Raw genomic sequence first — 16,354 nt, forward strand, 5'->3', positions numbered from 1 at the left:
CACATGTCGGTATAGTCAAGAGCAGCGCCAATCGCGTCTCGGATGCTGGCTGTTAGCCGTCAGCGTGGAAAATTGCACCGCAGCCGCAGCTCCCGGCCCTCAGCCGAGCGAGCCATTGTACCAGTCATGCAGCTTGACCTCGGTCGAGCTGCCGGCTTCGCTCAGCATCCTGGCAAATTCCTGGGGGTCCTGGGTGCCGCCGTCGCGGCCGCGATAGTGATAGGGGATGGCAATTGCGGGCGCGAATTCCGCCACCGCATCCGCGGCCTGTTCGACATCCATCGTGAACGGCAGGTTCATGCAGACAAAGGCGAGATCGATATCTTCCAGCGCCCGCATTTCCGGCGTGCCTTCGGTGTCACCGGAAATATAGATGCGGCTGCCGTCAATGGTCAGCACGAAGCCGAGATCGCCGCGTTCCCTGGGGTGAAAATCCTGCCGGTCGGCGGAGATGTTGTAGGAAGCGATGGCGGCGATGGAGACGCCTTTCATCTCGGTACTTCCGCCCGGGGCGATGACCTCGGTACGTGCCTGAAGTTCTTCCGGCATCATGCTTTTCACGTCTTCATTGGTCAGGATCGGTGTGTCGGCAAGCGCTGCCAGAAGCTCGGCATTGTAGTGGTCGCCATGGCGGTGGGTGATCAGGATCAGGTCCGGCTTGGGCATCGCCTCGTAGAGCCCCGCCTCACCGACCGGATCGACATAGATGGTTCCGGCCGGGCTCTCCATCACAAACGACGCGTGCTCGACCGGATGGATGACGATCTTGCCGTCCATCAGCTTGAAGCTCGCGGCATGGGCGGCCGCAAAGCCAAGCGACGGCAGCAGCGTGATGGCGCCAACAGCGGCGGCACCGCCCACGATAAAGGTGCGTCTGGTGGTCATCGCATTCTCCCTCGGGATCGTCACGGATGGTCGTTTTGTGGTGTCTGGATCATACCAGATGCGGCAGCCCACCGGAAATTCAAGAGGGGTTCAGCGCAGGAACCTGATCCACCGCGCCAGGTTGAGCAGGCCCGCCAGTGCGGCCGCGACATAGGTCAGCGCCGCGGCTTTCAGCACGCTGCGCGCACCCGTCAGATCCTCGTCGGCGAGATAGCCGCCCTCGCGCAGGATCGGCAGCGCCTTGTTGAAACTTGCATCATATTCGACCGGCAGCGTGACAAGGTTCACCACAACGCGAATACCCAGCAGCCCGATGCCGATGACCGCCATGCCCAGCATCGCCATCGGCGCGCGCAGTACGACTGCCAGCACCGGTGCGGCAATGAAGAACACCGAGGCGATCTTGTCAGTGGTCATGGCTAGGCCTGCCAGCGATTGCCTCAGCGCCAGCCCGCGTTCGCCGCGATGGTGTTGCAACGCGTGGCCGACCTCGTGTGCGGCCACCGCCACGGCGGTCAGGTTGGCGCCATTGAAGTTGTCCTGAGACAGCCGCACGGTGCGCGTGTCCGGGTCGTAATGATCGCCGGCCTCGGTGGCTTCGACGCGGACCCCGTCGAGCTCGAACCGCTCCACCAGATGCTGCGCCATTTCCCCGCCTGTACCGGGAAAATCCGGCCTGTGCCCGCTGTACCGGCGCATGGTGTGGCCGACCCAGTATTGCGGGCCATAGATGGCCGCAAGCAGCGCCAGAAGGCCGATGATGCCGAGGATCGCCATGTCAATTCGTGTAGGGGGCGGTTTTTCTCATGGCCTATAGATAGGGATCGGTATGGGACTGATAAAGAGCGCCGCAGGTATTGCCGCCCTGTTCTGGTCCCAGCCTGGCAGGTGAAGCATCGAGCGGAGTGCAGATCCCGGTTGACGAACAAGACGATCTCGCCTTCGATGAAGCCGCAGGCAAGCGCCAAGCCGCACAATGTCGCATGCCAACCCCGCCGCCTGCCTGTTGCGAAAGGTCCGCCCCATGTTTCGTTCCCTCACCGCCCTCGCCGCCACCACGCTGATGACGCTTGCCCCTGCTGCCGCCCAGGAAACGGCGATCTTCTCGCGCATGGATGCGGTGCATCCGGTCTGGGCCAAGGAGGCGATGGTTTCGGTACAGGAGGCGGTCGCTGCGGACGTCGGGCTTCAGGTGCTCAAGGACGGCGGCAACGCGGTGGATGCCGGCGTTGCCGTGGGGCTGGCGCTGGCCGTCACCCTGCCCCGCGCCGGAAATCTCGGTGGCGGCGGTTTCATGATGGTGCATGATGCGAAGACCGGTGAAACCAAGGCGATCGATTACCGCGAAATGGCGCCGGCGAGCGCGACGCGTGACATGTATCTCGACGCCGAAGGCAATGCCGACAGCAATCTGTCGCGCTTTCATGGCCTGGCCGTTGGCGTTCCCGGCACCGTCGCCGGCCTGCAATTGGCGCTCGAGACCTACGGCACCCTTACGCTTGCCGAAGCCGCAGCCCCGGCGATCAAACTGGCTGAAGACGGCATCACCGTCACCGCCGACCTTGCCGACAGTCTTAAGGCGCTTGAGAAAAGGCTGAAAGCCTGGCCCGCCTCGGCGGCGATCTTCTACAAGCAAGACGGCAGCTTTTACGAGCCCGGCGATCTGCTCAAGCAGCCCGAGCTGGCCGCAACGCTGAAAAAGTTCGCGGCGGAAGGCCCTGATGGTTTCTACAAGGGCGAGGTGGCGGAGAAGATCGCGGCAGCGGTTGAAGAGGCCGGCGGCGCGATGACGCTTGAGGATCTCGCGAACTACAAGGCGGTGATCCGCGAGCCGGTAACCGGCACCTATCGCGGTCACGAGATCGTCTCGATGCCGCCGCCCAGCTCGGGTGGTACCCACATCATCCAGATTCTCAATGTGATGGAAGGTTACCCGGTCGGCTTTCTTGGGCACAATTCATCCGACACCATTCACCTGATGGCGGAAGCCATGAAGCACGCCTATGCCGACCGCTCGGAATATCTCGGCGACCCGGATTTTGTCGACGTGCCGGTCAGGGCCCTGACCTCGAAGGACTATGCGTCAAAAATACGCGATGGCATCAGCCTCAACCGTGCCACCCCGTCCGCCACGATCAAGCCGGGCCAGCTTGCGCCCTATGAAAGCGACCAGACCACGCATTTCTCCATCGTCGACAAGCATGGCAATGCGGTCTCCAACACCTACACGCTGAATTTCTCCTATGGTTCGGGCATGACGGCGGCCGGTACCGGCGTGCTGCTCAACAACGAGATGGATGATTTTTCCGCCAAACCGGGCGTGCCCAACGCCTATGGCCTGATCGGCGGCGATGCCAATGCGGTGGAGCCGGGCAAGCGGCCACTGTCCTCGATGAGCCCGACAATCGTGCTCAAGGACGGCAAGCTGTTCCTGGTCACCGGCAGCCCCGGCGGCTCGCGCATCATCACCACCACGCTGCAGCTGATCTCCAACATGGTGGACCACTCCATGAATGTCGCCGAAGCCACCCACGCCTCCCGCATCCACCACCAGTGGCTGCCCGATGAAATCCGCGTCGAGGACGGCGGCCTGAGCCGCGACACCGTGGCAGCGCTTGAGGCAAAGGGACACAAAATTGCCGTCAAAAGCGTGATGGGCTCAACCCAGTCGATTCATGTGGATGCGGAAAAAGGGCTGCTGCTCGGCGCATCCGATCCGCGCCGCACAGGGGCGGCGACGGTGGGCTATTGACGAAACAGCTCATCCAACGCCACCGCTTGCATCGCCCGGAACATGCCGCTTAATTGCCTCAGAATCGAACCGGAGTCCCGGGAAAACTGGCTGCTCCGATTCTCCAGCTTCCATGCGACGGGCCCCGACAGGAATGAAACTGCTCAGTTACAACATACAGGCTTGCATCGGGAGCCGGCACTACAGCGATTACCTTTTCGGGATAAGGAAACAGATCGCGCACAGCCCGGTGAAAGACCGGACACTGCGGAAGATCGGAAGCTTCATTTCGGGCTTCGACATTGTCTGTCTGCAGGAACTGGATTTGGGCGGAAGACGGGGCGGCTTTTCATCGCAATTCGATGCGTTGAAGAAGATATCCGGCTTCCGGTTCGGTGCGGCACAAACCACAAGAATAATCCCCGGGGTCTCCCAGCACGGGAATGCGATTTTCTCGCGCTACCCGATTGACGAAGTTGAAGAATACCGGTTGCCCGGAAGAATGAAAGGCCGCGGTCTTCTGGTTTGCACCATAAAGGGCCATACAGTTGCGAACACGCATCTGAGCCTCTATGCCAAGATGCAGGTCAGGCAACTGGAACTGATCAGCGAGGTCTTGCAGGGGCGGGAGAAGACGATCCTGGCAGGCGATTTCAACTGCCGCTCGGCCCACCCCACGATCCGGAATTTTGCCACCAGATCCGGCCTGGATCTGATTACGGGCAACACGACGAACACCTACCCGTCCTGGAAACCAACTTCCGATATTGATCACATTTTCGTTTCCAGAACGATTCCATACAAGAAACCCGAGGTTCTGGACGTGCGGCTGTCCGATCACCTGCCTTTACAGACTGAATTCGAACTGTTGGACCAGTAGACCCATCTTTCCGGCAGGGCATGACTACAAAAGCGGCGACGCAAGACGCGCCAGATTTACCATCAACCTGAACAGCAGCGGGCGACCGGCAAGATGGCCGGCCGGCATCGGGGCGCTGCGCTCGAAATCCCGCTCCAACATGGCCTTTGTCTTTCGCGCGAATTCTTCGTCCAGGACCAGCAAACTGGCTTCGAAATTGAGGCAAAACGAACGATTGTCCATGTTTCCCGACCCGATGGAGGAGAACCGGTCATCAATCAGCATGACCTTCTGGTGCAGGAAGCCGGGCTGGTACCGGTGCACGCCTGCCCCATTTCTCAGTGCGCGATCAATCCAGGCATGGCAAGCCAGGCCAACAATCCACTGGTCGCTGGTTTCGGGCACGAGCAGCCGAACCTCGACCCCTCTCATCACCGCCAGATGGAGTGCGGTCATCACCTCCTCATCTGGCACAAAATAGGGCGTCGCAATCCAGATTGATTCCTTTGCCGCATTGATCGCCTGAACCACAAACAGTTTGAATGTGGCATCCTTGTCGGCAGGTCCCGTGGCCAGAAACAGGGCGGTTTGCGCGTCCTCCTCTATCGTGGGTATCGACCAATCGAGATCAAGCTGCTCGCCGGTGGCCCAATGCCAATCTTCCAGAAAGGAGAATTGCGCGGCTTTTACGGTCGGGCCGGTAAACCGGACATAGGTGTCTCGCCATCTTCGAAGCCCTTTTGACTTGCCAAGATACTCATCTCCAATATTCAGCCCTCCGGTAAACCCGATCTCAGCGTCAAACACCGCGATTTTCCGGTGGTTCCTGAAATTTATCTGGAAGCGTTTGCCCATCCGGGTTGCGCTGCCAAATGGCGAAACCGATACCCCGCCGCTTCTAAGCCTCGCGAAATACGCCTCAGGGGTCTTGTTGCAACCGATCTCGTCGTAAAGCAGCCGGATCTCAACGCCCCGCTCTGCCGCACGGATCAGGCGCCGGGCAAAGTCCCGTCCCACCTCATCATCATTGATGATGTAAAACTGCATCAATATGCTGCGTGTCGCGCGATCTATCGAGTCGAAAAGAGCCGCGTAGGTTTCATCGGCATCGATCAGGAGATCAACGTCATTGCCTCTTGTAAACGAAAACCGTGCAAGTTTTTCAATGACCTGCATCGCGCCTAGATCATCTGCGGTCAGGCGCAAAGGGTTTGGAAGCAAGTCGCGGTCTATTGGCGTCTCCGCCAGTTGCGTTCGGAATTTCTTGACATAGCCGCTGAACCGCCATCCGCCGAAAACGACAAAAAGCGGGACCGATATGAACGGCATCGCAACCAGGGCGACGGTCCAGGCCACCGCACCCTGGCTGCTGCGTTCCTGGGACATTGCAACAAGCGCAAAAGCCACGCCAACGGCATAGAAAAGCGGAACCACAACCAACGAAAAGATATTCAAGCTGATCGCCATGGTTTTGCTCTACCAAATTCTTCTGGAGCCGCACAGCCGCCTCCGTCCCTGACGATCAATGTCCGGCGGTCTCCAGCCGGCCGCATGAATGAATCAGGCTGTAGAAGCGACCGGCAGAAAATATTGCCGGCGCCGCCCACACTCCACACCTGCGTCCGGTTCAGTGTGCCAATCGCAAACAGGTCCTGTCAGCAATCACGGCTTGCCGTTCTCCCAGACCACTTCCTGACCGTAGAGCGGCACGGTGGAGATGTTCATCTTGGCCGAGCCGTCCTGAACCTGCTGCGAGTTGACCAGGTAGATCAGCGTATCATTGCTCTTGTCGTATATCCGGCGCACCACCAGCGATTTCCAGATCAGCGAGCGTGATTCCTTGAACACCACGTCACCGTCCTCATCGAGATCAATATCCTTGACGGTGATCGGGCCTGTCTGACGGCAGGCGATGGAAGCGTTGGACGGGTCCTCGAACCAATTGCCCTTCTGCAACCGGTCGATCACGCCGCGGTCGAAATAGGCGACATGGCAGGTGACACCGGAAACTTCCGGATCGGTGACCGCATCGATCAGGATGTCGTTGCCGAGCCAGTCGACGCCGACTTCCCCGACCTGTTCAGCCTGTGATGGCGTCGCCAGCAGCGGTGCCGCCAGGCAGCTGGCTGCAATCAGGACGGCGGAAATTGTAGAACGCATTGGCTTGGCCTTGATCATGGAAATTCTCCTTGTGCGGTGAACGCGCCACTGAACCCGCGGTTCCCTTCGGCGCGGCTCGCGACTGAAACTGACCGGTCTGATATGGGTCTTCTTCACTGCAAATGAAAGTGGCGCGCATCGGCCTTGTCGCGCATCTAGCCACTTCCCTTTGCCCCTGATCGGCTCTAGATAGGGCGCATGACCCCTGCACCCGCGCCCCATGGCTTATCCACGCCGCCTCGGCAAAGCCTGCTTTCAGGCTTTCTTCCACGTGCATTCGGCCTCATAGCGGCAGCCGTGCTGACCGGCCTGGTGTTTGCCGCCTGGCAGGCGAATGGACCGGCACTTCTGAACGCCCTTGCAGCCGGCGGCCTGGCCTGGTGCCTTTGAACTGACAGAGCCGATCCCGGCCCGTTTGCAACCGCGCAAGACGGAACGCAGGCGGCGGCCACACTGGAGAATTCGATGAAAACCTTTCGCCTCATCCTCTGGATTCTGGTTGCCGGCATGGCCCTGGCGCTCGGCTGGCTGACCTATGAATGGCAGCGGGCGGAAAACGAAATTGCCGCCGAACCCTATGGCGTGCCATTTGAGCTTGTGGACCAGAGCGGCAGCCCGATCACCGAAGCCGCCTTTCGTGGCCGGCCGACGGCCTTGTTCTTCGGTTTCACCCATTGCCCGGAGATCTGCCCGACGACGCTGTTCGAACTCGATGGCTGGCTTCGGCAGGTGGATCCCGATGGCGACAGGATCGGCGCCTATTTCGTCACCGTGGACCCCGAACGCGACACGCCGGAATTGCTCGACGCCTACATCTCGGGCGTAAGCGACCGGATAACCGGCATCACCGGGCCGGCAGACAAGGTCAATGCCGCGGTCAAGGGCTTCAACATCTATGCCAAGAAAGTGCCGGTGGATAGTGCCGATCCGGAGGGGGAATACACCATGGACCATACCGCCTCGGTGTTTCTGCTCGACGAAGAGGGGCGCTTCCAGAGCACCATCGCCTGGGGCGAAAACCCGGAAAATGCCGTGACAAAGCTTGAGAACCTGCTCAAATGACACTTCGCGCCAGGACGGCACGACAAGGGGACTGACATGGATGATATTGTTCTCAAACTTTCAGTGATCGGCGCAGCCGGGATTGCCGCGCAATGGTTTGCCTGGCGCCTGCGGCTGCCTGCCATCGTGCTGTTGCTGGCCGCAGGCTTTGTCGCCGGCCCGGCCACCGGCTTCCTCGATCCGGCGGCGGATTTCGGCACCGTTTACCGGCCGATGGTGTCGATCGCCGTCGCCATCATCCTGTTTGAAGGCGGGCTGACGCTCAATTTCAGGGAGATTCGCGAAACCTCGACCGCCGTGCGGCGCATCATCATGTATGCCGGCCCCATGATCTGGGGCTTGGCGGCGCTGGCCGCGCACTATATCGGCGGCTTGAGCTGGCCGACAGCCATCGTGCTGGGCGCCATCCTCGTTGTCACCGGGCCGACGGTGATCATGCCGCTACTGCGTCAGGCACAGCTCGAGGCCCGGCCCGCCTCGCTGCTGCGCTGGGAAGCCATCATCAACGATCCGATAGGCGCGCTTTTTGCCGTCGTCGCCTTCGAGGTCATTCTGGTTTACATCGGCCTGCATGAAGCCGAGAACCTGATCGTCCTATTGCTCGTCGGCTTTGGTGTGGCGATCGGAACCGGCATCGTCGCCGCAAAGTTCATCGCCTGGTCTTTCATCCGCGGACATGTGCCGGAATTCCTCAAGGCGCCCGTGCTGTTGGCCTCCGTGGTGGCCGTCTATGCGGCGACCAACATGCTTCTGGAAGAATCCGGACTCTTGACTGTTACGGTGATGGGCGTGGTGCTGGCCAACAGCCGTATCGCCTCGCTTACCGACATGCGCCGTTTCAAGGAAACTGTCACCACCCTGCTGGTTTCCGGCGTCTTCATCATCCTGACAGCCTCGCTCAGCATGGAGGAGATCCGATCTCTAGACTGGAGTGCGGCGCTGTTCGTTGCGGCGCTGTTGCTGGTCATCCGTCCAGTCGCCATCCTGCTTGCAACCATTCGCTCCGGTGCCACTATCCAGGAACGCGTGCTCAGTGCCTGGATCGCGCCGCGCGGCGTGGTCGCAGTCGCGGTCTCGGGTCTGTTCGGAACGCTGCTCGCAGATGTCGGGGTCGAGGACGCAGGCCGCATGGTAGCCTTTACCTTTGCGGTCGTAGTCACCACCATCGTCCTGCATGGCTTCACCCTGGGGCCACTGGCAAGCTTTCTCAGCCTCAAGAGGGACTCCAAACCCGGCATCCTCATTGTCGGCGGGTCGCGCTGGTCGACGGCGCTGGCCGTCAAGCTCAAGGAAGCCGAGGTTCCGGTGATGCTGGCCGACCCGAACTGGAACCATCTGGCAGAAGCGCGGCTTGCCAACATCCCGGTCTATTTCGGCGAGGTTCTGTCTGAATCCGCCCATCACAGCATCGATCCGAAGCGCTTTTCCAACCTGATCGCGGCCGGTGACAACGACGCCTATAACGCACTGGTTTGCACCGATTTCGGTCCGGAACTGGGCCGCAGCCACGTCTTCCAGATCGGCCGCGCGGACGACAAAGCGCGCCAGGCCCTGAACTTCACGCTCGGTGGCCGCTCGCTGACCAAGGAACCGGTCGGCTTCCTGGCGCTGCGGGAAAAACTGCTGAAGGGCTGGACCTTCCAGCTCACGCGGCTGACCGACGAGTTCACCTGGGAGGCCTACCAGGCGACACGGCCGGAAGGCGCGCTGATCCTGCTGTGGATCAAGCCATCTGGGGCAATCGTGTTCGCATCCACCGCCACCAGTTCACCCGTCGAGAAGGACCGGATCCTGAGCTTTGCCATGCCCAAGGATGACGCCCGCCAGGAAGCTGCCAGCAAGACGGCGCGCAAGGCAGAGGAGATCCCGGCCGCAAGCCAGGCCGCGACCGATGAAGGAAAGAAACGGCCTTGAGTGACCACCGATACTATTTCCGCACGGACGAAGCCGGCGCCAATCGCGGACTGGATCTGCTCGACCGGATTTTCGAGGATGAAGGCCTGCCGGTGTCAACGATGGAGATCGACGAGGAGCGCAGGATCTGGGAAGTTTCCATCTATGCACCCGGTGATCCGGACGAGACGCTAAGACAGCGCATCGCCGACTGCCTGGCAGGCGATTTCCCCAAAGCCATGATCGAACTGGAAACCTTCGGCGACACCGACTGGATTGCAAAGTCGCTGGAGGGCCTCAAGCCGGTCCGTGCCGGGCGATTTATGGTTTATGGCGCCCATGACCGTGACGCGGTGCGGCCGCATGACCTGGCAATCGAACTGGAAGCCGGCCAGGCGTTTGGCACCGGTCACCACGGCACCACTGCGGGCTGCCTCGAGATGATCGAGATTGTCATGCGCGCCCATCCCGAGGGCTTCGGTGGGGTCGATCCGGTGCTGGATCTGGGCACCGGATCCGGCGTTCTTGCGATTGCCGCTTCCATGCTCGGCCCGGTCCGGGTCCTGGCCACCGACATCGATCCGGTTGCCACCCGTGTCGCACGCTACAATGTTCGCCATAACCGTGCGTCCAGGCAGGTCGACTGCGTCACCGCGCCCGGGTTCCACTCAACCCACTTTGGCGAATGCGGACCTTTCGGCCTGATCATTGCCAATATCCTGGCCCGGCCACTGATGCGCATGGCGCCCGATATCAGGCGCCACCTTGCGCCCGGCGGTTCGGTGATTCTCTCCGGCATTCTGGCCAGCCAGCGCTGGCAGGTGCTCGCCGCCTACAACGGCCAGGGCATGCGCCACGTCAAGACCCTCTGGCGCAACGGCTGGGTGACAATGCATCTGAAGTAAGATGGAACTTTATCAGGCTCGGGAATGCGTCCGGCCCTGCAACAGGGACTGCTGTGCCGAAACAAAAACGGCTCCCTGAGGAGCCGTTTGCGTTCGATCTGGATCAGTGCGCCATCATGGCGCGGTCTTGATCTCTTAGAAGAAGTAGGCCTGAGCGCCTTCGCGCTGCAGTTCTTCACGGGTACGGCCGATCGACTTGAGCTGGGCGTCGTCCATGGCAAGAAGCGCACCATTTACATAGCGGCGAACCTGGCGTTCGCGAGCGTTGACGAGGCGGTCGAAGGCGTTCTGAAAGATGTTTCCGGACATTTGGTAATCCCCTTTGCGTGAGTGATTGTCTGTCCTCCTGAAAACCAAGATAGTGCTTCGCAGCATAATGTGGAGAGCTCATGCTGCAGTGCAGCTATACCGGAAATGCATAGATCGCTTCAAACCAATGCGGCGAACCTAATTCCAGAGCAGTCATGGCTTGGATGCAAGAATTGAGCGAAAGGGGCGTAAGCTCCCTCCCCCAAACTGACCGGTGGAAACCCCGTCCCGGACTGCCCAACCTTTCTTCGCCTGTTATAAGGTGAGGACCAAATCAGTTGCAGGAAACCGGTGATGTTCCAGAGTTTCGAAGTGTTGTCTTCCCCAGATCAGGCGGCGGATCGGGTGGCCCGGCTGCGGGCCGGATTTGCGGCAAACGGCGTCACGGCCATTGCCGTACCCCGCTCGGACGAATATCTCGGAGAATATGTTCCCGCCTGTGCTGAACGTCTCGCCTGGCTGACGGGATACACGGGCTCCGCCGGCCTGGTGCTGGTTCTCGCCGACAAGGCCCATGTCTTCGTCGACGGGCGTTACACCAATCAGGTCCGGGCGCAGACCGACCCGGCGGTGTTCCAGTATGAAAACAGTGTGAGCACATCCCTGCCGGCGTTTCTCGAGGCCTCCGGCCTCACCGGACTGCGGCTTGGGATCGATCCCTGGACATGGCCTTCGAGCGAAGTGGCGCGGCTTCAGACGGCGCTGGAAACCCTGGAAGGCGAGCTTGTTCTGCTCGACCACAACCCGATCGACCGGATCTGGGACGACCGGCCGCAACCGCCGCTGGGCCGGGTCGCCCTGCAGCCGCTGCGCTTCGCCGGCACACCCGCCCAAGACAAGCTGACGAGGATGGCCGAAACCGTGTCCAAAGCCGGCGCCGACGCGGTCATCCTGGCCGACCCGTCTTCCGTCGCCTGGGTGTTCAACATCCGTGGTGAGGATCTGCCCTCAACCCCGCATCCCCTGTCGCGCGCCATCATTCCGGCAGATGGCCGTCCACTTCTGTTCATCGACAAGCGCAAGACCGCCAGCGAGACCGAAGCTTACCTCACCAAGCTCGCCGACCTGCAACCGCCCTCCGGTTTCGACGATACGCTCAGGGCGCTTGGCGCATCGGGTGCCCGAGTGATGGTCGACCCGGGTGTGGCGCCGCATGCGGTCTCGATGCTGATCGAGAAATCCGGCGGCACGGTGCTCACAGCGCCTGATCCTGCGCGCCTGCCCCGCGCCTGCAAGAACCAGGCGGAACTCGACGGCAGTGCCGAGGTGCATCGCCTGGATGGCGCAGCCATGGTGCGGTTTCTCGCCTGGCTGGATGCCCAGGAACCCGGAACCGTCGACGAGATCACCGCAGCCTCCCGGCTCGAGCAATTCCGCCGCCAGACCGGCGAAGCCATGCAGATGCCGCTCAAGGCGCTGTCCTTCGATTCGATTTCCGGCGGCGGACCCAATGCCGCCATCATCCATTACCGCGTCAACACGAAGACCAACCGTCAGATCCAGCCCGGCGAGATGCTTCTGATTGATTCCGGCGGACAATATGTGGCCGGCACCACCGACATTACCCGGACCATCGCCGTGGGCAAGGTGCCGCAGGAGCAGAAGCGGTTCTTCACGCTGGTTCTCAAGGGCATGATTGCCATCAGCTGCCTGCGATTTCCGGAAGGAACCCGCGGTCTCGACATCGACCCCTTCGCCCGCATTGCGCTATGGCAAGCCGGCGCCGATTTCGCCCATGGCACCGGCCATGGCGTCGGCAGCTATCTTTCCGTGCACGAGGGCCCTCAATCGATCTCGCGCCGCGGCAGCCAGGAACTGCTACCGGGCATGATCCTCTCCAATGAGCCCGGCTATTACCGCGACGGCGCGTTCGGCATTCGCATCGAGAACCTGGTCAGCGTGCATGGGCCGAAACCCATTGCCGGCGGTGACAGGCCCATGCTCGGCTTCGAAACACTGACCCTGTGCCCGATCGACAGGCGGCTGATCCTCAAGGATCGTCTCGACCAGGCCGAAACCGAATGGCTCAACGATTATCATGCACGGGTAAGGCAGGAGCTCACGCCCCTGCTCACTGATGACGCGGAACGCAAATGGCTAGAGCGGGCAACAGAGCCACTTTGAAGCTCATCGTCAAGGCACGGTGTGAGCAAGCCCGGTTCGGAGTTCCACCTGGACCGGCAGCGCTGAAAGAATCGGTCCGGATCTGCAGCGGCGGGCCGTGAGGCTTCAGAGACCGGCCGACCTGAGCCCGACGATCAGAACCCAGCCGATGCAGAACATCGCCATCATCGGCAACCGGAAACCGATCACCACGCAGAGAGCCAGCGTCAGGGCTTCGGCCGGGCCACCGGTGACGGCCGCGGGAGCGACCAGGGTCGTCAACACCGCGGCCGGCACCGCATTGAGTGCCGCGTCGATGCGCGGCGGGATCTGCTTGAAACGCGAGAGCACCAGGTGGCCACCCAGGCGCGTGGCATAGGTTACCAGCGCCGCAAAGATGATGATCCAGACATTCACCGGCACGCCAAGATACATCCCGGTCATGGAGTCGCCTCTGCCAGTTGCGCAGACCTCGGCGGAATCACAACGGCTACCAATATGCCGGCGAGCGCCCCGAGGCTCACATGCCAGGGCGAGCCTACCGTGTAGAAAGCAAGGATCGACCCAAGGCCGGATGCGATCACCACCGGCAACCAGTTCGGCCGTGCTCTGAATCCCAGGACCAGACCGAGGAAATAGATCGGCAGCAGAAAATCGATTCCCAGCGCGCGCGGATTGGTGATGAGGCTGCCAAACACGGCGCCAATCCAGCCCTCGAGCACCCAAAAGACGTAGATCGGCACCGCCATGCCCATGTACCAGGCCATGGTCAGCGGCTGTTTCCTGTCTGCCCTCGCCTCGGCAGCGGCGTATTGCGGATCGATGAGGAAAAAGAAGGCAATCATCTTCTGCCATCCTTTAAAAAGCCCGATCTTGCGCCCCAGAGCTGCTGAATAGAGAACGTGGCGGAAATTGACCGCGAAAATCGACAGGATGATGATCCACGGCGCAATATTCGCCCCGAACATCTCAAGCCCGACCATCTGACTGGCGCCGGCATACACCGTCGCGCTCATCAACACTGCCTCCCCGACGCTCAAACCATTGTCGACCGCAAGCGCGCCGAACAACATGCCGAACGGTGCTGCTGCCGCAACAATCGGGAGGCTGGCGCGAACGCCTTGAATGATTTCCGAACTGGTGGGGGACATGGGGAGGCTCTCCTGAGCCCCCTCGATATGTCAGTCCTGCTGACCAGTCAATTCAATAGGTTTGAACCATGGCATAAGCCAGGCTGATGACCTGACCGGCAGCCCCGGCACCTGCCCGTTCCTCATGCGGAGCGGGTGAGGACGTCTGGTGCATCATCGCCAATTTCGAGCGGCTGGTGCGCGATGCGGGGAAGGGATATCTCGCCCTTGTTGACCAAGCTGATCTTGCCGGTTTCGATCAAATTCGCAAACGTGGTTGGGCGTCCGAGCAGGTAGCCCTGCACTTCGTCACATCCCTCGTCGCCCAAGAGCGTTAGCTGGCCTTTGGTTTCGATGCCTTCGGCAAGGATCGGGATATCGAGACTCTTGCCCAGTGCCAGCACGGCCCGGATGATCGACTTGGCCTGCAGGTTTTCCTCGGCCTCGTTGATGAACGAGCGATCAAGTTTGATCTTGTCGAACGGGAAGGACCGCAGCATGTCGAGCGAGGAATAACCCGTGCCGAAGTCGTCAAGCGCGATGTTCACACCGAGCGCCTTGATCTGCCGCAACACGCTGAAGGATCGCTCCTTGTCCTGGAAGATGGTTGATTCCGTCAACTCCAGCTCCAGCCGGTTGGCGGGCAGGCCGGTCGACATCAGGACCTCGATGATAAGCTTGGCAAGGTCAGCATGCACGAACTGCGCGGGAGATAGATTGACTGCGACCTTGTAGGGCGGCTCCCAGGATGCAGCACGGCCACAAGCCTCCCGGAGAACCCATTCGCCCAGTTGCAGGATCAAACCGTTTTCTTCAGCCAATGGGATGAATTCCGACGGCGGAATGAAACCATGCTCCGGGTGGTTCCAGCGAAGCAGGGCTTCAAAGCCGCGGATCTGGCTCGTTACAACCGACGTCTGGACCTGATAGTGGACATCGAGTTCGTTGTTGTCGAGTGCCGCCTTCAGGTCGCTCGCCAGACTGCGGCGTGCACGGACGACTTCATCCATCGACTGGTCATAGTAGCAGACATGGTGTGCGACATCCGCCTTGGCGCGGTACATGGCAAGATCGGCATTGCTGATCAGTGCCTCCCGCGACGTCGCGTTGTCGGGGTAGATTGCCACCCCGAAGCTGGCTCCGGGGGCGATCACGAAGTCGTTTACCTCGATCGGTTCGAACAGCGCCTGTTCGAGACGAACCAGAAATTCCTGCAGCCTGGCCTGATCGACGAAGCGCTGGATGGCTGCAAACTCGTCACCTCCAGTCCGGGCCACGAATTCGCCCTCTCCGGTCAGTCCCGACAACCGTTCACCCAAAGCCCGCAGCAGCATGTCGCCAGCGGCATGTCCACGCAGATCGTTAACTTCCTTGAACTTGTTGAGATCGATGCCGATCAACGCCAGTTTGCGCCCGGACTCCGATGCCAGATCAATCTCGTGGTCAAGCCTGTCGATAAAGCTTGCTCGGTTGGGGAGGCCGGTCAGTCCATCATTGAGTGCCATGTGACGCAACCGGTCCAGTGATTCAGTACGTGCGCTGTCGTCAATGAAGTAGCTGGCAAGCCCTGCCCCGACGAGGACGAGAGCGACCACCGCCACAGCAATGGCAAGCGCCTGCATGGCCGCGGGATTCGAAAAGCCATTATCAAGCAGCAAGGGCGTGACCTTGAACGCGGTCATGCCGGTGAAATGCAGGCTGATAATGCCGAAAAAGAAGAGCCCGGCTGCCAGGTAACGCCGTCCGCGTAGCGACGTCTGCATTGTTGTGTGGAACGCCGCCGCCGAAATGCTGACCGAAAGGGCAACGGAGGCAACCAGATATCCCATGTCCCAGTGAATAATGCCCTGAACCCTGTAGGCCATCATGCCGGTGTAATGCATCACCGCGATCGCTACGCCGACAATGGCTCCGCCGAAGGCCGGCGCAATCCGGGCAGAACCGCTTGCTGCGACAATGAAACCCGCCCCGGCGCCGGCAATGGCGATGAGCAGCGAGAGAATCGTCATCACCGGATCAAAGCTCACCGGAGCCCCCGGCTCGTAGGCCAGCATGGCGATGAAATGCGTGCACCAGATCGCTGCCCCCGCAGCCACGGCCGAAAGGAAATGCCATCCGGCGCGTTGCAGGCCCTTCGTGCGTGCGGCACGCTCAAACAGGCAGATGACAGCCCATGATCCAGACGCACAGACCAGGGCGGCCACAAGCACCAGCCAGATATTGTGCTCGTTTATGACGCAGCCGAGAATAGTAATCATGTGGTATCCGAAATTCGCTAAGCGAAACTGATGAGACAAACAGGTTCAGTCGGTTATCC

At 60.8% G+C, this 16,354-nt stretch carries 14 protein-coding genes; 6 read left to right on the plus strand and 8 right to left on the minus strand.

Annotated features, from left to right (window positions below; all coding sequences use genetic code 11):
• Window positions 1-99: 99 nt before the first annotated feature.
• The gene (locus CRO46_RS03910; protein WP_097105231.1) at window positions 100-885 is read right to left on the minus strand and encodes an MBL fold metallo-hydrolase; all 786 of its coding nucleotides are present in this window, start codon (window positions 883-885) and stop codon (window positions 100-102) included.
• Between the two features lie 90 nt (window positions 886-975).
• Complete coding sequence (locus tag CRO46_RS03915) at window positions 976-1,662, minus strand: zinc metallopeptidase (protein ID WP_097105233.1); 687 nt, start codon at window positions 1,660-1,662, stop codon at window positions 976-978.
• 247 nt (window positions 1,663-1,909) lie between these two features.
• On the opposite strand from CRO46_RS03915, the gene ggt reads away from it, so the two are divergent.
• Together ggt and CRO46_RS03925 are read left to right on the plus strand one after the other, a co-directional pair.
• A complete protein-coding gene (gene ggt, locus CRO46_RS03920; protein ID WP_097106477.1) occupies window positions 1,910-3,637 on the plus strand; it encodes a gamma-glutamyltransferase in 1,728 nt (575 codons plus the stop codon).
• Window positions 3,567-4,496, plus strand: a complete 930-nt coding sequence (locus CRO46_RS03925; protein ID WP_179758940.1) for an endonuclease/exonuclease/phosphatase family protein — start codon at window positions 3,567-3,569, stop codon at window positions 4,494-4,496. Before ggt ends, CRO46_RS03925 begins: the two co-directional genes overlap by 71 nt.
• Before the next feature lie 24 nt (window positions 4,497-4,520).
• Here CRO46_RS03925 and cls read toward each other — a convergent pair whose 3' ends face one another.
• Window positions 4,521-5,942: a cardiolipin synthase gene (gene cls, locus CRO46_RS03930; RefSeq protein ID WP_097105238.1), complete on the minus strand. Its 1,422-nt coding sequence runs from the start codon at window positions 5,940-5,942 to the stop codon at window positions 4,521-4,523.
• A gap of 195 nt (window positions 5,943-6,137) precedes the next feature.
• Window positions 6,138-6,635, minus strand: a complete 498-nt coding sequence (locus CRO46_RS03935; protein ID WP_097106479.1) for a CreA family protein — start codon at window positions 6,633-6,635, stop codon at window positions 6,138-6,140.
• Window positions 6,636-7,100: 465 nt separating this feature from the next.
• Between CRO46_RS03935 and CRO46_RS03940 the strand changes: the two genes are divergently transcribed.
• From CRO46_RS03940 to CRO46_RS03950, 3 genes are read left to right on the plus strand one after another with little or no spacing between them, the layout of a single operon-like run.
• The gene (locus CRO46_RS03940) at window positions 7,101-7,697 is read left to right on the plus strand and encodes an SCO family protein (protein ID WP_097105239.1); all 597 of its coding nucleotides are present in this window, start codon (window positions 7,101-7,103) and stop codon (window positions 7,695-7,697) included.
• A 36-nt stretch (window positions 7,698-7,733) separates the two neighbouring features.
• Window positions 7,734-9,611 carry a cation:proton antiporter gene (locus tag CRO46_RS03945; protein WP_097105240.1) on the plus strand — a complete coding sequence of 626 codons (1,878 nt, stop codon included), beginning with the start codon at window positions 7,734-7,736 and terminating at the stop codon, window positions 9,609-9,611.
• On the plus strand, window positions 9,608-10,495 hold the full coding sequence (locus tag CRO46_RS03950; protein ID WP_097105242.1) for a 50S ribosomal protein L11 methyltransferase: 888 nt from the start codon (window positions 9,608-9,610) through the stop codon (window positions 10,493-10,495). The genes CRO46_RS03945 and CRO46_RS03950 overlap by 4 nt, the downstream gene beginning before the upstream one ends.
• Window positions 10,496-10,630: 135 nt before the next feature.
• Here the strand turns inward: CRO46_RS03950 and CRO46_RS19920 are convergent, their stop codons facing one another.
• The gene (locus tag CRO46_RS19920) at window positions 10,631-10,804 is read right to left on the minus strand and encodes a hypothetical protein (protein WP_179758941.1); all 174 of its coding nucleotides are present in this window, start codon (window positions 10,802-10,804) and stop codon (window positions 10,631-10,633) included.
• 294 nt (window positions 10,805-11,098) lie between these two features.
• Here CRO46_RS19920 and CRO46_RS03955 point away from each other — a divergent pair, with 294 nt between their 5' ends.
• Window positions 11,099-12,928 carry an aminopeptidase P family protein gene (locus CRO46_RS03955; RefSeq protein ID WP_097105243.1) on the plus strand — a complete coding sequence of 610 codons (1,830 nt, stop codon included), beginning with the start codon at window positions 11,099-11,101 and terminating at the stop codon, window positions 12,926-12,928.
• 105 nt (window positions 12,929-13,033) lie between these two features.
• Here the strand turns inward: CRO46_RS03955 and CRO46_RS03960 are convergent, their stop codons facing one another.
• From CRO46_RS03960 to CRO46_RS03970, 3 genes are all read right to left on the minus strand, one after another.
• Window positions 13,034-13,351 carry an AzlD family protein gene (locus CRO46_RS03960; protein ID WP_425479203.1) on the minus strand — a complete coding sequence of 106 codons (318 nt, stop codon included), beginning with the start codon at window positions 13,349-13,351 and terminating at the stop codon, window positions 13,034-13,036.
• Entirely contained in the window at window positions 13,348-14,058 is a 711-nt protein-coding gene (locus tag CRO46_RS03965; protein WP_097105245.1) for an AzlC family ABC transporter permease, read from the minus strand. The genes CRO46_RS03960 and CRO46_RS03965 overlap by 4 nt, the downstream gene beginning before the upstream one ends.
• Window positions 14,059-14,180: 122 nt before the next feature.
• The gene (locus CRO46_RS03970) at window positions 14,181-16,295 is read right to left on the minus strand and encodes a putative bifunctional diguanylate cyclase/phosphodiesterase (RefSeq protein ID WP_097105247.1); all 2,115 of its coding nucleotides are present in this window, start codon (window positions 16,293-16,295) and stop codon (window positions 14,181-14,183) included.
• Window positions 16,296-16,354: the final 59 nt, after the last annotated feature.

Origin of the sequence: Parahoeflea halophila, from assembly GCF_900220985.1 — a bacterium.
Classification (GTDB): domain Bacteria; phylum Pseudomonadota; class Alphaproteobacteria; order Rhizobiales; family Rhizobiaceae; genus Hoeflea; species Hoeflea halophila.

Excerpts from the sequence above, each read along its gene's own strand:
- CRO46_RS03910 (WP_097105231.1), bottom strand. The coding sequence starts at position 885 with ATGACCACCAGACGCACCTTTATCGTGGGCGGTGCCGCCGCTGTTGGC.
- CRO46_RS03915 (WP_097105233.1), bottom strand. The coding sequence starts at position 1,662 with ATGGCGATCCTCGGCATCATCGGCCTTCTGGCGCTGCTTGCGGCCATC.
- ggt (WP_097106477.1), top strand. The coding sequence starts at position 1,910 with ATGTTTCGTTCCCTCACCGCCCTCGCCGCCACCACGCTGATGACGCTT.
- CRO46_RS03925 (WP_179758940.1), top strand. The coding sequence starts at position 3,567 with ATGCGGAAAAAGGGCTGCTGCTCGGCGCATCCGATCCGCGCCGCACAG.
- cls (WP_097105238.1), bottom strand. The coding sequence starts at position 5,942 with ATGGCGATCAGCTTGAATATCTTTTCGTTGGTTGTGGTTCCGCTTTTC.
- CRO46_RS03935 (WP_097106479.1), bottom strand. The coding sequence starts at position 6,635 with ATGCGTTCTACAATTTCCGCCGTCCTGATTGCAGCCAGCTGCCTGGCG.
- CRO46_RS03940 (WP_097105239.1), top strand. The coding sequence starts at position 7,101 with ATGAAAACCTTTCGCCTCATCCTCTGGATTCTGGTTGCCGGCATGGCC.
- CRO46_RS03945 (WP_097105240.1), top strand. The coding sequence starts at position 7,734 with ATGGATGATATTGTTCTCAAACTTTCAGTGATCGGCGCAGCCGGGATT.
- CRO46_RS19920 (WP_179758941.1), bottom strand. The coding sequence starts at position 10,804 with ATGTCCGGAAACATCTTTCAGAACGCCTTCGACCGCCTCGTCAACGCT.
- CRO46_RS03955 (WP_097105243.1), top strand. The coding sequence starts at position 11,099 with ATGTTCCAGAGTTTCGAAGTGTTGTCTTCCCCAGATCAGGCGGCGGAT.
- CRO46_RS03960 (WP_425479203.1), bottom strand. The coding sequence starts at position 13,351 with ATGACCGGGATGTATCTTGGCGTGCCGGTGAATGTCTGGATCATCATC.
- CRO46_RS03965 (WP_097105245.1), bottom strand. The coding sequence starts at position 14,058 with ATGTCCCCCACCAGTTCGGAAATCATTCAAGGCGTTCGCGCCAGCCTC.
- CRO46_RS03970 (WP_097105247.1), bottom strand. The coding sequence starts at position 16,295 with ATGATTACTATTCTCGGCTGCGTCATAAACGAGCACAATATCTGGCTG.